The organism is Phytohabitans kaempferiae (genome assembly GCF_042433955.1).
Lineage (GTDB): Bacteria > Actinomycetota > Actinomycetes > Mycobacteriales > Micromonosporaceae > Phytohabitans > Phytohabitans kaempferiae.
Map to the genome: position 1 here is coordinate 89,196 of NZ_JBHLUH010000047.1, position 15,536 is coordinate 104,731.

A 15,536-nucleotide genomic window follows, 5' to 3' on the forward strand; every position below is an offset into this window, starting at 1 on the left:
TGTCATGGCAGCTGGAGCCCGCCGAGGACGAGGGTGGCGGCCAGGACCGGCCCACCGACGAGGACCAGCCGGCGGCCCTGGGAGCGGTACACGGCGGCGATGGTGGCGCACGCGCAGAGCCCAGTCAGGTACGCGACGTGCAGCCACGGCCGCCCCGGCCCCGGCACCCAGCCCTCGAACGTCATCCCGGTCGTCCACCACATCCACCAGGCGCCGCCGTCAATGCGGCGGAACGCGACGAGACCGCCCAGCGTCGCGACCACGAAGGTGATCAGCACGCCGCCGGCGAAGGGCAGCCAGCGGGCGGCGAGGACGCCGAGCAGCCCGGCGCCGGCGATGACGAGCGGAAGCTGGGCCAGCTCGCCGGCGTTCATCAGGTCCTTGGCCGGGATGTCGTTGAGGCTGCTGATGACGGCCATGGCCGCCGCCGCGACGGCGCCGATGCCGGCCAGAGGCAGCGCGATGCCCAGGCTCATCGCCCAGGTCCGGCGCGTGTCCGAGGTCGGGGTGACACTCAGCATCTCCTCGGCCCGGCCGCGCCGGGCGCCGCTGGCGACCAGGTTCGCCGCGAAGAGGACGATGATCGGCCCGAAGAACGCGACGGCGATGAAGATGGTGCCGTACCAGTAGCCGGCGTTCCGGCCGTCGCTGGCCGAGTCGGCGGCGGCGGTCACGGCGACGACGACCGGTACCAGCCACAGCACGGGGTGCCGGAAGAGGCGGCGGGCCTCCCGGCCGATCAGGATGGCGGTGCTCATGAGTGGGTGACCTCCAGATCGGGTTCGCCCATGAGCAGGAGGTACGCATCCTCCAGCGAGGGTGCGATCAGCTCGGCGCCGGCCGGCGGGTCGCCCACGTTGCGGAAGGTGCCGTCGCCGGTGCGCCAAGCGGCGAGGGCGGCGGGCGAGCGCTGCGTGTCGGCCCACACGCGGCCCGCGGCCCGCGCGGTCAGCTCGTTGGGCGTACCGGTGAATCGGACCCGGCCCTGATGGAACACGGCGATCCGGGTGCACAGGGCGGTGATGTCCTCGGTCTGGTGGCTGGACATGACCACCGTGCGCCCCTCGCCGGCGTGCGAGATCATCTCCCGGAACCGCAGCCGCTGCTCGGGATCGAGGCCGACCGTCGGCTCGTCGAGGATGAGCAGGTCGGGATCGCCCAGCAGGGCCTGGGCCAACCCGACCCGCCGGCGCATTCCGCCGGAGAGGGCCCGGATCCGCTTGGCACTGACCGACGCCACCCCGGTCAGCTCGATGACCCGGCGGACCTCGTCGTGCCGGGCCCGCCGGTCGGTCATCTGCTTCAGGATCGCCACGTAGTCGATGAACTCGAAGACGGTGAACCCCCGGTGGAAGCCCGCTTCCTGCGGCAGGTAGCCCAGGCGCTCGCGGATCCAGGTCCGGTCGCCGGGGCGCGACGGATCACGGCCCAGCAGGGTCACCGTACCCCGGTCCGGCGCCAGGACGGTGGCGATGATCCGGAGCAGGGTCGTCTTGCCGGCGCCGTTCGGTCCCAGCAGGCCGGTCACCCCTTGGCCGGCGTCGAGGTCGACGCTGTCCAGCGCCGTCGTGCGACCGAAGGATTTCGTCGCGCTCCGCACGCGTACAGTCATGCACTGCTCCCAAGTTTGATCGTGATGGTGTTGCGGGTGACGGCGAGCCACAGGCCGCCGCCGACGGCCACGGCGAGCCACAAGATCTGGGCACCGACGCCGAAGGCGAGGTCCAGGTGACCGGTCAGGGCAGCCGGGGCGGTCACCAGCAGCCAGGCCGTGGCCACGACGCCGACGGCGACGACCGGCGTCATCCGGGCCGTCAGAGCCAGCGCGGCGCAGGTGAGCCCGGCGGTGGGCAGGAGCCACGTGGCGGCCAGCCAGTGGGAGCCGGGTAGCGCGAGCCCGGCCGCGGTCACGATCGGCACCGTGACCGCCAAGACCGCGGCCGTGCGGATCAACAGCAATCGCAGTCCCGAGTACGGCGCGGCCAGCCCGATCTCCCGGGTCGGGTCGAGGCCGCCCGCGAAGGCCACCGCGACCCCGGCCAGCGGCCCGAGCGGAGCGGCCACGAGAAACATCCGCAGGAAGCGCTCGTCGACCTGAGCCGCCCAGACGGAGAGCGCGAGTACGCCCGCGACCCCCAGCAGCCACGGCCCACGCAGGGTCGGCGTCGCGGCGACGAGGCGCGCCGTCGCCTCGCCGACGCCAAGCCGAGCCAGCACCCGTTCGGGCCAGCTCGGCCGGGGAACGTCGACCCGGTCGACCACCTCGTGCCAGATCGCCTCGACCCGCCGGGTATCGACGTGCGACGCGATCGCGTCCCGGCATGCCGCGCACTTCATCAGGTGCGCCTCGGCCGACGCGGCCAGGTCCGGCGGGGCGGCGCCCTGCGCATACCGGCGGATCGCCTCCGGATCCAGGTGCCAGACGGTCATCCCAACCTCCCCGTCATGCCAGGCGCTCCCGCAGCTGAGCACGGGCGCGCATCATCCGTGTCTTGACCGTGCCCGGCGGGATGCCCAGCAGCCGGGCGGCCTCCCGCGTGGTCAGCCCGTCCAGGACCGTCGCCTGTACGACCGCCCGCAGCTCCGGGGACAGGCTGGCCAGGGCCGCGCCGACGTCGCCGTACTGGACCGTCAGCAGCACGTGCTCCTCGGCCGACGTCTCGACACCGGCGAACTCGGTCAGCTCATCGGCCGGCGGCCGGCCCCGCCGCAGCGCGTCGACCAGGCGGCGGATACCGATGCCCCAGATCCACGCGGCCACCTCGCCCCGGCGGTCCCACCGCCCGGCCGACCGCCAGACCGCCACGAACGTGTCCTGCACGACCTCGTCGACCAGCTCCGGCGACGAGCACCGCCGCCCCAGGCGTACCAACAGCCACGGCAGATGCCGCCGGTACAACTCGGCGAACGCCTCCCGGTCGCCATCCATGATCGCCGCGAGAAGCTGGGAGTCCTCCCGAGGGTCCGGCGGTCGCGTCAGCATGCGTGACCTCCCGGTTCTCGCAGCTCGACGAGGCCAAGAGTCACATGCCCGGCGTCGCGGCTTCCATCCATGCCCTGTTCGTCGTACCAGGCGGGGCGAACGGTTCACGGGACGGCGTGGCAATTACTCCGAGGTTCACGGCCAGGGCGGACCACCGTCAGTTACCTTCCCCCATCCGCTCAAAGTCCCTTGCGTAACGATGGCCAGGACCCAGATCTCGGTCGACCGGTCCATCCCCGCGTGCGCGGGGAGCACGGCAGTAGCACCGCCTCCCGGCCACCGGCCGCCGGACCATCCCCGCGTGCACGGGGAGCACGGGCGTGCCGATCTCCTGCGCTTCTGGAGTGCCGGACCATCCCCGTGCGCGGGGAGCACTCAGGACGACACCGGATGGGGCGCCACCAGGCGGGACCATCCCCGCGTGCGCGGGGAGCACCTGGCGGGCGAGGCTGAGGATGAGGGCGTTCTGGGACCATCCCCGCGTGCGCGGGGAGCACCCATCGGACGCCAGCCATTGATGCGAGCGACCGGACTATCCCCGCGTGCGCGGGGAGCACGAGCGGAAGCCGAGGACGGTGATGTGGCCGTCGGGTCCATCCCCGCGTGCGCGGGGAGCACTGCCTGTCGTGGCGGTCGACCTGCCCAGCGGAGGGACCATCCCCGCGTGCGCGGGGAGCACACTCCTCCATGAACATGCCGATGTCGGCCGGGTCGGGACCATCCCCGCGTGCGCGGGGAGCACGCCCTTCCGGACGGTTTCAGCGCGCGTTCGAGGGACCATCCCCGAGTGCGCGGGGAGCACTGGCGGCCCGGCGAAGGCCCCGCCCTCGTGTCGGGACCATCCCCGCGTGCGCGGGGAGCACGCAGCGCCCGTGATGGCATCGGACAGCGCCACCGGACCATCCCCGCGTGCGCGGGGAGCACGCCGGGCCGAACCTCGCCTACCCGGGCACGGTCGGACCATCCCCGCGTGCGCGGGGAGCACCTTGGCACTGTCCGTCCGGACTGCCGCGCTCCGGGACCATCCCCGCGTGCGCGGGGAGCACTCGTCGGTGGGCTTCCCCGTGCGGAACCTGCTGGGACCATCCCCGCGTGCGCGGGGAGCACGGCGGCCGCGAGCTGGTCGACCAGGTGCTGCTCGGGACCATCCCCGCGTGCGCGGGGAGCACGCACCCCGCCCTCCGAAGCGAGAGCGGGGCGCGGGACCATCCCCGCGTGCGCGGGGAGCACATCCTCACCGCCGTCAGCAGCGGCTGGTCAGGGGGACCATCCCCGCGTGCGCGGGGAGCACCGGATGTGGCATCCACAAATCGGGTTGACGTCAGGACCATCCCCGCGTGCGCGGGGAGCACCCGACATCCGGGGCAGCGACAGCGTCGCTCGTGGGACCATCCCCGCGTGCGCGGGGAGCACGGCACGGCCTGGGCGAGCACGTAGTGCGCGTCCGGACCATCCCCGCGTGCGCGGGGAGCACTGTGGTGCGACCCGCACGCGATCCGGGCCGCCGGGACCATCCCCGCGTGCGCGGGGAGCACAGCTGGTAGCCCTCGTAGAGCTGGCTGATCGCCGGACCATCCCCGCGTGCGCGGGGAGCACCCGGGGATCCGCCTGGTCATCGCCCCCCCCGCGCGGGACCATCCCCGCGTGCGCGGGGAGCACGCCTCATCGTCGGCGAGTTCCGTGACGGACGCCGGACCATCCCCGCGTGCGCGGGGAGCACGGCAGCCACGGTGTCGGCTTGTTCCTCGACCTGGGACCATCCCCGCGTGCGCGGGGAGCACTTGGGGATGACCGTCAGTTCGCCGGGGTGGTTCGGACCATCCCCGCGTGCGCGGGGAGCACGACCTCGCGACGGAGCTGGTCGCCAACCGCGGCGGACCATCCCCGCGTGCGCGGGGAGCACTCCTGCCCGCCGTACTGGCGTCTCGAGCGGTACGGACCATCCCCGCGTGCGCGGGGAGCACGCCGGCGACGCTTCGGTGTTTGGATCGTGGCACGGACCATCCCCGCGTGCGCGGGGAGCACGACTCCGAAGGCACGGACGCGGCCCCCATCCGCGGACCATCCCCGCGTGCGCGGGGAGCACTGATCTTGTCACCGAGCGGGAACGGCGCCGATCGGACCATCCCCGCGTGCGCGGGGAGCACGTGCGCGTGCCGATCGGCGAGATGGCCGCCCACGGACCATCCCCGCGTGCGCGGGGAGCACCACGGACGCGTCCATGTCGGCGGCGTGCCAGGTGGGACCATCCCCGCGTGCGCGGGGAGCACCCATCAGTTCGGACTCGCCGTTCGAGCCGGACAGGGACCATCCCCGCGTGCGCGGGGAGCACGTTGTTGTCCGGCCCCATGGCACCCCGGACACAGGACCATCCCCGCGTGCGCGGGGAGCACAAGACGGCGAGGTGTCCGAACGGGAACTGGTCGGGACCATCCCCGCGTGCGCGGGGAGCACGAGGAGCTAACCCGTAAGGCCGTGCCGGTGCAAGGACCATCCCCGCGTGCGCGGGGAGCACGCCGAGGTGAGAAGGTCGGGCAGGCTGTCCCAGGGACCATCCCCGCGTGCGCGGGGAGCACTGATGCGGTGGTCGGATCTGGCGGCCGCGATCGGGACCATCCCCGCGTGCGCGGGGAGCACGAGCCCACCCGGCGCCGCTGCCTCGGGTGGCCGTGGACCATCCCCGCGTGCGCGGGGAGCACGTGCTCTCGCGGGTGCTCCTGGTGGCACCGAAAGGACCATCCCCGCGTGCGCGGGGAGCACGGCCAGCGGTGCGAGACCGCCGAGGTGGTGTCGGGACCATCCCCGCGTGCGCGGGGAGCACAGCGATCTGGTCGGCGGTCTCCGCGTTCCGCAGGGACCATCCCCGCGTGCGCGGGGAGCACGGCTGGGAGTGGGTTGCCGAGTCAGGTACCAAGGGACCATCCCCGCGTGCGCGGGGAGCACTGGAACCGTACGACGCCGAACCGGGATCGGTGAGGACCATCCCCGCGTGCGCGGGGAGCACGCTCGCCGAAGGGACGAACGTTGAGCCGACCGAGGACCATCCCCGCGTGCGCGGGGAGCACTCACCGTCAACATCTCCGACAGCGACGTCCTCGGGACCATCCCCGCGTGCGCGGGGAGCACCCAGATGACCCGGACAAGGTGAAGCCGCACGAGGGACCATCCCCGCGTGCGCGGGGAGCACGCCGCCGGGCAGATGCGGTCGGCCCGCCGCGGCGGACCATCCCCGCGTGCGCGGGGAGCACCGTAACCGGGTACGCCACGTACCCAATCGATGCGGACCATCCCCGCGTGCGCGGGGAGCACGCCACCACGAACCCGGATGGGCCGCAGCATTGGGGACCATCCCCGCGTGCGCGGGGAGCACGTCATCGCCACCACCGAGGTGCTGTGGCGGCCGGGACCATCCCCGCGTGCGCGGGGAGCACGTCGGGGGCCGGGGTCGGCGGCGGGGTGGAGGCGGACCATCCCCGCGTGCGCGGGGAGCACAAGTCTCGCAACCTCGGGTTTTGGGTTTCTGCGGGACCATCCCCGCGTGCGCGGGGAGCACGGCTTGTCCGGGTCCGGGTTGACCAGCATCGCCGGACCATCCCCGCGTGCGCGGGGAGCACGGCGACCTGATCGAGGTGACGGATGGGCACCTGGGACCATCCCCGCGTGCGCGGGGAGCACCCCCCGCCCGGCCGCGAGGCCAGACGGGGGCTCGGACCATCCCCGCGTGCGCGGGGAGCACTCCAGGTCCGACCCGCCGGGCGCGAAGCCCAGGGGACCATCCCCGCGTGCGCGGGGAGCACATGGCCTCCTCGGCGGAGCCGGCGAGGCCGGTCGGACCATCCCCGCGTGCGCGGGGAGCACCATGTCGGTTCACCTCACCGGCCTCAGCACTGGGGACCATCCCCGCGTGCGCGGGGAGCACCTCGCGCTGTAGCGGGCGAGCATCTGCCGCGACGGACCATCCCCGCGTGCGCGGGGAGCACATCGGGGTTGCTGACGTCGCCGGCGCCGAGGTCGGACCATCCCCGCGTGCGCGGGGAGCACCGGGTATTCCTGTCGCGTCTAGAGGGGGTGCCGGGACCATCCCCGCGTGCGCGGGGAGCACGGGTCCACCGTGCCGAACTTCTGCGCATACAGGGGACCATCCCCGCGTGCGCGGGGAGCACTCTCACATTCGTCACCCCTCGCCCCGCCGGACCGGACCATCCCCGCGTGCGCGGGGAGCACAGCTTGCCCCCGTAGACCTCGAAGTGCCCGTGCGGACCATCCCCGCGTGCGCGGGGAGCACGCCCGCGCCACCGCGACAGCGTTCGACGACGTGGGACCATCCCCGCGTGCGCGGGGAGCACAGCCGGTACTCGTCGGACAGGCCGCGGCGTTGGGGACCATCCCCGCGTGCGCGGGGAGCACGACCAGCGGCTCACGCTCTCCCAGAGCTTCCGGGGACCATCCCCGCGTGCGCGGGGAGCACAGCTTCGTTACGCGGGCCATCGCCCCTCCTCGGGGACCATCCCCGCGTGCGCGGGGAGCACGGGTTTCTGCGGGCGCGGGAGCGTGCGGCGGCCGGACCATCCCCGCGTGCGCGGGGAGCACGGCAAGCTGCTCGACCTGAAGAAGAAAGTCTCCGGACCATCCCCGCGTGCGCGGGGAGCACGGGGCGAGCGCGTCGACCTTCGCGCCGGCGGCCGGACCATCCCCGCGTGCGCGGGGAGCACACCGGGCGCTGCTCCGGCTCGGCCGCGACGACGAGGGACCATCCCCGCGTGCGCGGGGAGCACCCGACCGAGCGCGAGGCGGCGGCGGTCGCGTTGGGACCATCCCCGCGTGCGCGGGGAGCACACCTCGACGATGAACTCGGCCGCGCCAGGCGGGGGACCATCCCCGCGTGCGCGGGGAGCACGCCACCGCGTCGCCGAGTCGGAGTGGCGGGCCGGGGACCATCCCCGCGTGCGCGGGGAGCACCGGCGCAGCATGGCGTAGCCGTCGCCGAAGACGGGACCATCCCCGCGTGCGCGGGGAGCACCGCGGCTTCAAGGCACTGACCGGCGACCAGACGGGACCATCCCCGCGTGCGCGGGGAGCACGACGGGTCCGTATGTTGCTGTCGCTCTGCCGACGGACCATCCCCGCGTGCGCGGGGAGCACGGACGGATGGTAGGTCAGAGCGATCCGGGCCTGGGACCATCCCCGCGTGCGCGGGGAGCACCTGCTCGCCCTGTCGCCGGACTGGTGCGCGCAGGGACCATCCCCGCGTGCGCGGGGAGCACGGCGACGACGTTTCGGATCTGTCTGGGGAGGACGGGACCATCCCCGCGTGCGCGGGGAGCACGACAGCAGCATCACCGCAGGCACCCAGGTTGGGGGACCATCCCCGCGTGCGCGGGGAGCACGCGTCATCCAGGGTGCCGACGAGCGTGCAGAACGGACCATCCCCGCGTGCGCGGGGAGCACAGCTCCACGAACGGCGGCTGACCGGGGTCCTGCGGACCATCCCCGCGTGCGCGGGGAGCACTTCTCGGCTTGGAGGCGGATGGCTTCGGCGATGGGACCATCCCCGCGTGCGCGGGGAGCACCTTGAACCGGCCGTGGACGATCAACCGCATTCCGGACCATCCCCGCGTGCGCGGGGAGCACGCAGATCCGTTGGTGAAGCCGGGATGCGTCATGGGACCATCCCCGCGTGCGCGGGGAGCACTCGGCCCCGCCCGTGATGTACGCCTGTACCACCTGGACCATCCCCGCGTGCGCGGGGAGCACATCCGCACTCGAACGTCTCCAGCCACTTCATCGGGACCATCCCCGCGTGCGCGGGGAGCACTTGAGCGCGGTCAGGTGGGCCGCCTCGGCGAGGGGACCATCCCCGCGTGCGCGGGGAGCACCCTACGCTGCGTGACCGCAGCGGCGTTCGGACCGGACCATCCCCGCGTGCGCGGGGAGCACCCGGGCGGCGCAGGTGGAAGGCTCACCATCCTAGGACCATCCCCGCGTGCGCGGGGAGCACTTCAACGAGGAGCGCTGGGGCTGATGGCCAGCCGGACCATCCCCGCGTGCGCGGGGAGCACGATGACTGGCACCCGGGGTGGCTGATGGTGACGGGACCATCCCCGCGTGCGCGGGGAGCACTACAGCGGCGGCAGCCGGTAGTCGAGCACAGCGGGACCATCCCCGCGTGCGCGGGGAGCACCCTTGACTTCCTCGCCGTACCACCGCACGTCGGGGACCATCCCCGCGTGCGCGGGGAGCACGATCGCGTCGCCGCGGTCCTCAAGGCCGCCGGGGGACCATCCCCGCGTGCGCGGGGAGCACCCGTTGCCCCGCTTGAAAAGCGTGCCGAACGCGGGACCATCCCCGCGTGCGCGGGGAGCACCCGGCGTTCGTGCGCGTCGACGCCGAGCTGCCCGGACCATCCCCGCGTGCGCGGGGAGCACACCGCGGCGAGCGCCTTCGGGTCCGGGATGGTCGGACCATCCCCGCGTGCGCGGGGAGCACCTCACCCCGACCCTCCTCACCGACGTCCGCCTGGGACCATCCCCGCGTGCGCGGGGAGCACCTCGCGCGGCATCGACGCCTACTGCGGGCGCCGGGACCATCCCCGCGTGCGCGGGGAGCACGAGGAGGTGATGGTGCTGTACGACTGGGGCCAGGGACCATCCCCGCGTGCGCGGGGAGCACCGGCGGCTCTGCCACCAGCGGCCGTGCTTCAGGGGACCATCCCCGCGTGCGCGGGGAGCACCACGGTGGTGTGCGTAACGACGCCCTCACCGCCGGACCATCCCCGCGTGCGCGGGGAGCACGGCATGTACGGCATCGACAAGACCGGCGATGCAGGACCATCCCCGCGTGCGCGGGGAGCACTGACCCTCGGGGGTGTCGGCGGCCGGGGTGGGGGGACCATCCCCGCGTGCGCGGGGAGCACCTGTCCGGTCGGGTCCCGCCCAAGGCCCGCCGCGGACCATCCCCGCGTGCGCGGGGAGCACCGAGGCTGTTGACGAAGACGCGGGCGGGCTTCGGACCATCCCCGCGTGCGCGGGGAGCACTACGAGTTCCTGGAGGTCGGCGAGGAGGTCGGGGGACCATCCCCGCGTGCGCGGGGAGCACGGCCGCTGCTCGACTACCCCCGCGACCAGCTTGGGACCATCCCCGCGTGCGCGGGGAGCACACCAGCCCGCGCTCGCGTAACACAGCGATGGCGGACCATCCCCGCGTGCGCGGGGAGCACTGTTCCGCGAGGCAGAGGGCGTGCCGGGCATGGGGACCATCCCCGCGTGCGCGGGGAGCACGGTACGGCGGCCGCGCCGGTACGGCGAGCATGGGGACCATCCCCGCGTGCGCGGGGAGCACGGCGGCACCAGCACGTTTGCGGGCGTTTCAGCGGGACCATCCCCGCGTGCGCGGGGAGCACACGTGTCTCACTGACGAGGCGCTAGTACGCGTCGGACCATCCCCGCGTGCGCGGGGAGCACACAGACCTGGCGGTCGATCTGGCGGTGGCCCTGGGACCATCCCCGCGTGCGCGGGGAGCACGTTGGTGAGGAAACGATGGTCGTCACGGGCACCGGACCATCCCCGCGTGCGCGGGGAGCACGGTGGCCGAGTTCCGGGCCTCCGTCTGGTGTCGGGACCATCCCCGCGTGCGCGGGGAGCACTTCGGGCGAGGGTACTCAGCAGTGGCTGGCGCCGGACCATCCCCGCGTGCGCGGGGAGCACGAGGGCGCGCACGCCGACAGCCTGCTCTACATCGGACCATCCCCGCGTGCGCGGGGAGCACTGTGCGGCGAGTAGCGCGCCGACCGCCGCCGCCGGACCATCCCCGCGTGCGCGGGGAGCACCGGCCGTCTGGGCTGGCGGCGGTGACCTACCTGGGACCATCCCCGCGTGCGCGGGGAGCACGTGCCGAAGAGGGCGAGCGCGGCCTGCTGCTGCGGACCATCCCCGCGTGCGCGGGGAGCACATCGGGGCGCGGGATCGGCCGTGGCCTCATGCCGGACCATCCCCGCGTGCGCGGGGAGCACCTGGCCGAGGTGGGCCAGGTGGCCGCGGAGCGGGGACCATCCCCGCGTGCGCGGGGAGCACGCTACGGCGGGCGAGGTTGCACGCAACGCGCCGGGACCATCCCCGCGTGCGCGGGGAGCACGGCGGGTACCTCACCCGGCCGTTCCCGGTCATGGGACCATCCCCGCGTGCGCGGGGAGCACGAGCTGCCGTTGGGCCGCTTCACCGTGACGTCGGGACCATCCCCGCGTGCGCGGGGAGCACGCCTTGCGCAGGGCGCGCAGGAGGTTGACGACCGGACCATCCCCGCGTGCGCGGGGAGCACCTCTGTGCCCTCTCTTCAGGGAATGGCACAGAGGGACCATCCCCGCGTGCGCGGGGAGCACCAGACTTCCGAGGAAATCCGGCGATGCCACGCGGGACCATCCCCGCGTGCGCGGGGAGCACTTCGATGGCGGGTTAGCCGCCCGTGATGTCCATGGACCATCCCCGCGTGCGCGGGGAGCACGTTTGCCCGTGGTGGGCAAACCGGCCCCAGCTGGGACCATCCCCGCGTGCGCGGGGAGCACACTAACTGACCTGGGGTTTTGAGAGGCGCTAGGCAGATTTTCATTCACTTTGTTGGCGGGCTCTTCTATCCGGCAGTAGCTTAGCGTCCTCCTCGTCGACAGGCCGTGCTTGCGGATTTGGGTCGCCGATGTCCGGAGCCGCTGTGGGAAGCACGACGAGGAGGTCGAGGCGAGGCTTGATGGCGAGGCGCCGCTGCGGCACCCGTGCCTCGACCGCACGGACAGACAAACAGTTGCGGCGCCCCGCTGTCGGCATTTCGTCGGTCGACGCCTTCGACCAGGGTCTGTCCGGCGATCTCAGTAGGGCTGAGGCGGGCCCAGACGACGACTGGCGGCACCGGGCGCAACGCCACATTCAACGCCGGTACGCGACCTTCCGCCCGGCATCCCCCGCCGCGCGCCGTCTGGATCTCGCCTCGCCTCCGCGAGGTTCACCGGATAGACCCTAGTCGTCGTCAATCTGTTGGAAGGTGACGGAAGCCGGGACATACCCGTCCACGGATAGTGTCAACACCAGTCGGTCGTCGACCTTGTCGGCGTCCTGCGTGCTCGTCACGGTGAAGCTGCGGTAGTGGTTCCAGTCGGCCGGCGTGAAGGTCACAGTGGCCGGCGTCATGACCCAGCCGCCGGTGCTCGAGGTCGATATGTGCAGCGTCACCGGCTGCGCCGGCGGATGGCTCAGCCATAGGGCGAACCCTTGGCGGGCGCCCTCTTGGAGCTCGACGTAGTCGCGGTCGGCGATGACGGCGGGAGGGTTCGGCGTGGCGCAGGGCACGCCGTTGACCCGCCAGTCGACCGGCGGATCGTTTGTGCCGTCGTGGGAGGCGGTGAAGCCGAGAGTCGCGGCCTGGCCGGGCCGCACCGGAGGTTGCCAGGTTGCGCTGCGGGCGGTGACGGATTGGCCGGTCTGGGCCCAGGTGTGGTTCCACAGGCCTGTGACTGTTTGGTTGCCGGTGAACCTGAACTCGATGTTGTACTCGTTCCACGGCTGGTCGCCGGTGTTCCAGAGCTGGGCGTAGGCGGTGAAGCCGGAGGTAGGCCAGGCTTGGATCGAGTACGTGGCCTTGCAACCGGCGGCCGCGTGTGCCGCGGTGGCGGGAGCGACCACGGCGAGTACCCCCACGAGCGCCGCGACAAAGGCACGACACCCAAACCTTAGATACATGTCGGTGAATGTATGTCTTCGTGCGGGGCTTTCACCAGGTGTATGGGAAGGAAGCGGAAAGGCGCCTTACGGGGGAAGTTCGGCCAAGAGATGTCAAGGTGGGATTTGCCGCCGCCTGCCTGGTCAGCTACTGCGGGCACGGGTGTTGGTGAGGTGGTAGAGAGGGGCGGCGTGGAGCCCGGAGCGCTGCCGCGAGCCGAAGACGCCGACCTCCAGGCAGGTACGTGTACGTGGCTGTGGACGTTGACGGCGTCGCTGTTGTGGCCGCCGGCGAAGTACCGGTACAGGACGCGGGAGAGGCGGGTGGTGTGGGCCGGCCAGCCCTGGGTGGCGGTGTGGGCCGCGACGGTGACGAGGGTGGGTCGTTCGGTGTCGAGCCAGACGCGGGCGGTGTCCGGGTCGCTCAGATCGGGGGCGGGCGTGCCGGTCGGGGAATGTGGGGTCGCAGGTGCGCCTGGGCGGGGTGAAGGGCGTCCATCGCGGTGGCGGCCGTGGCGAGGTAGTGGTCGAACAGGCGGGTCAGGGCCGCGCGACGGTCGGACGGGCGGACCTCGTCGTGGGCACGGGTGATGGCGTACGCGCGAACGAGGTCGTGGAAGGCGTACCGGCCCGAGGCGGACTGGTGCAGCAGGTGGTCGCGGCACAGGTGGTCCAGGTGGGCGCGGGTGGTGTCGAGGTCGGCGTCGGCGTCGGCGAGGGCGGCCGCGGCGTAGGCGTCGCTGTCCTGCCCGGGGTGCAACGCCAGCAGCTGCAGCAACCGGCGCTGGCCGGCGGGCAGGTGAAGGTAGGACAGGTCGAGGGCGAGTTCGACGCCGGTATCCAGGCGTCGCTGGTGGTGGCGTTCGTCGAGCCGGTCGGCGTGGTCGGTGAGTGTCCAGGCGGGTGTGGCCCGCATGTGTCCGGCCGCCAGGTCGAGGGCCAGCGGCAGGTAGCCGCAGCGCCGCGCGATGCGGGCGGCCGCGGCGGGATCGTCGCCCATGGGGACGTGGATGGCGGCCTGGGCCAGGTATCGGACGGCCTCGTCCGCGGCGAACACGTCGACCATCAGGTGCGTGGCCGAGTGCAGCTCGGACAGGCTTTGCCGGCTGGTGATCAGGGTGAGACAGCCGGGCACCTCGGGGAGCAGCGGGCGGAGTTGGTCGACGTCGGCGGCGTTGTCCAGCACGATCAGGGTGCGGGTGCCGGCGAGCCGGTCACGGTAGGCCGCGGTCCGGGCGTGGAGATTGTGAGGGATCCGCTGGGGCGGTACGCCGAGCAGGCGCAGGAAGCCGTCCAGGACGGCAGCCGGGTCCGCGGGAGGCCGAGCGGGGTCGGGGGGAATCCGCGCAGGTTGACGAAGAGTGCCCGACCGAAGTGGTGTTCCCGGATGAGGAGGTGTCCGGCGTGGATGGCGAGCTGGGTCTTGCCGACGCCGGCCATCCCCTCGATCGCCGAGATCACCACCGCGCCGTTGCGGGAACGGGCATCCCGGTTGGATCAGGATCCCAGCATTGTCAGTGGTTCCCAGATCGGCTGGTTCCACAGTGTCCGACCCGTAGGGGCCTCACCAGGCACGCTCCAGCAGCTCTCGCAGTCCGTCTGCCGTAGGTGGCACTGGGTTGCGGGTCGCGACGAACTGCAGCAACGCGTCCTGGGCGATCAGGCCGAGGTCTTCGCGCGGCACAGCGACGTCGCGCAGCCGGGACGGCAGTCCGAGGCCGCGGACGACCGCGCGGAACTCGTCGGCGGCGCTACCCGCGTCGGGGCCGCCGAGCGCTTGGGCGATGCGGCGCTGGACGGCCGCGGTGGCGGGCAGGTTGTACTCCAACACATGCGGGGTGAGGATCGTCGAGGCGTAACCGTGGACGATGTCGTACCGGGCGCCGAGCTGGTGTCGCAGGGCCGCGCCGACCCCCGCCCAGACATTGTGCGGCGCGAAGATGGCATGCCATGCCGCGAGCTGCCCGGCGAGCCGGGCCTGCAGGTCGTTCGGGTCCCGCTGGGTGTGGCGCAGCGAGTCCGGCAGTACCCGCAGCGTTTCCAGCGCGAGGGTGGTGCTGATCGGGGTCGGGCTGGAGGAGCAGACCACCTCGGTGGCGTTGTCGAGGATCTTGATGCCGCCGGAGAGCCAGAGGTCCTGCGGGGTGTGGACGGTGACCTCGGGGTCGAGGACCACGGTGTCGACGAATAGGCCGGGCTGGCCGCCGTAGAGCAGCTTCACGTGCTCGTCGGGGTGGGTCACCCCGGAGATTCCGGAGTACTCGCTCGCGGCGAGGGTCGTGGTCAACGCGAGCTGGCGCAGCGGCGCCGCGGTGAGCTCGGCTACTTTCCCGGCCGTGACGTCGTTGGGGTCGATGACGTAGCGGCGCAGCTGCGCTGGCGTGCGCGAGCCTGTCGCCAGGGCGAGGACGACCGCGCGGCTGGTGTCGATCACGCTGCTGCCGCCGACGACGAGCAGGGTGTCGGCGTTGGTGGCGGTGACCGCCTCGATCGCGGCGAAGACTGTGTCGATCGGGGTGTGCGCCCGGGTGCCGTCGAAGACGCCTACCACGGCCGAGCCGAGCCGCTCGGCCACCGAGGTGACGACATCCGTCTTGGTGTGCAATGTCCGGCCGGTCAAGATCAGCACCCGGCTTCCCGGGCGCTCGGCCACGATGTCGGGGAGTTGGTCGCGGGACCCGGCACCCCAGAAGACCCGCTGCCAGCCCGGCCTGGTGAACACACCGCTCGTCATCGAACGATCTCCTTCTCTCGTAGTCATCGCAGTTCCTCGTGGGTCAGGCCGGCCGCCAGCGGGACGGCCTCGGTGTGCTCGCCGAGTTGGGCGGCACGGCCGCGGCTTGCCGCGCAG

The 15,536-nt window shown here is 72.9% G+C and carries 8 protein-coding genes and 1 CRISPR repeat array; all 8 genes read right to left on the reverse strand.

Features of this window, described 5'->3' with window-relative positions; all coding sequences use genetic code 11:
• Nucleotides 1-2: 2 nt before the first annotated feature.
• A complete protein-coding gene (locus ACFFIA_RS23045) occupies nucleotides 3-758 on the reverse strand; it encodes a hypothetical protein (RefSeq protein ID WP_377253701.1) in 756 nt (251 codons plus the stop codon).
• Nucleotides 755-1,612, reverse strand: a complete 858-nt coding sequence (locus tag ACFFIA_RS23050) for an ATP-binding cassette domain-containing protein (protein ID WP_377253702.1) — start codon at nucleotides 1,610-1,612, stop codon at nucleotides 755-757. The genes ACFFIA_RS23045 and ACFFIA_RS23050 overlap by 4 nt, the downstream gene beginning before the upstream one ends.
• The gene (locus tag ACFFIA_RS23055) at nucleotides 1,609-2,430 is read right to left on the reverse strand and encodes a cupin domain-containing protein (protein WP_377253703.1); all 822 of its coding nucleotides are present in this window, start codon (nucleotides 2,428-2,430) and stop codon (nucleotides 1,609-1,611) included. The genes ACFFIA_RS23050 and ACFFIA_RS23055 overlap by 4 nt, the downstream gene beginning before the upstream one ends.
• 13 nt (nucleotides 2,431-2,443) lie before the next feature.
• Nucleotides 2,444-2,983, reverse strand: coding sequence for an RNA polymerase sigma factor (locus ACFFIA_RS23060; RefSeq protein ID WP_377253704.1), 540 nt, complete (start codon nucleotides 2,981-2,983; stop codon nucleotides 2,444-2,446).
• Between the two features lie 408 nt (nucleotides 2,984-3,391).
• Nucleotides 3,392-11,541: a CRISPR direct-repeat array (repeat unit 28 nt; unit sequence GGACCATCCCCGCGTGCGCGGGGAGCAC).
• 445 nt (nucleotides 11,542-11,986) lie between these two features.
• Nucleotides 11,987-12,706 (reverse strand): cellulose binding domain-containing protein, encoded by a 720-nt coding sequence (locus tag ACFFIA_RS23065; protein ID WP_377253705.1) that lies wholly within the window; start codon nucleotides 12,704-12,706, stop codon nucleotides 11,987-11,989.
• Between the two features lie 403 nt (nucleotides 12,707-13,109).
• Nucleotides 13,110-13,871, reverse strand: coding sequence for a hypothetical protein (locus tag ACFFIA_RS23070; RefSeq protein WP_377253706.1), 762 nt, complete (start codon nucleotides 13,869-13,871; stop codon nucleotides 13,110-13,112).
• A 2-nt stretch (nucleotides 13,872-13,873) separates the two neighbouring features.
• A complete protein-coding gene (locus tag ACFFIA_RS23075; protein WP_377253707.1) occupies nucleotides 13,874-14,146 on the reverse strand; it encodes a hypothetical protein in 273 nt (90 codons plus the stop codon).
• A gap of 103 nt (nucleotides 14,147-14,249) precedes the next feature.
• Complete coding sequence (locus ACFFIA_RS23080) at nucleotides 14,250-15,419, reverse strand: iron-containing alcohol dehydrogenase (RefSeq protein WP_377253708.1); 1,170 nt, start codon at nucleotides 15,417-15,419, stop codon at nucleotides 14,250-14,252.
• Between the last annotated feature and the right edge of the window lie 117 nt (nucleotides 15,420-15,536).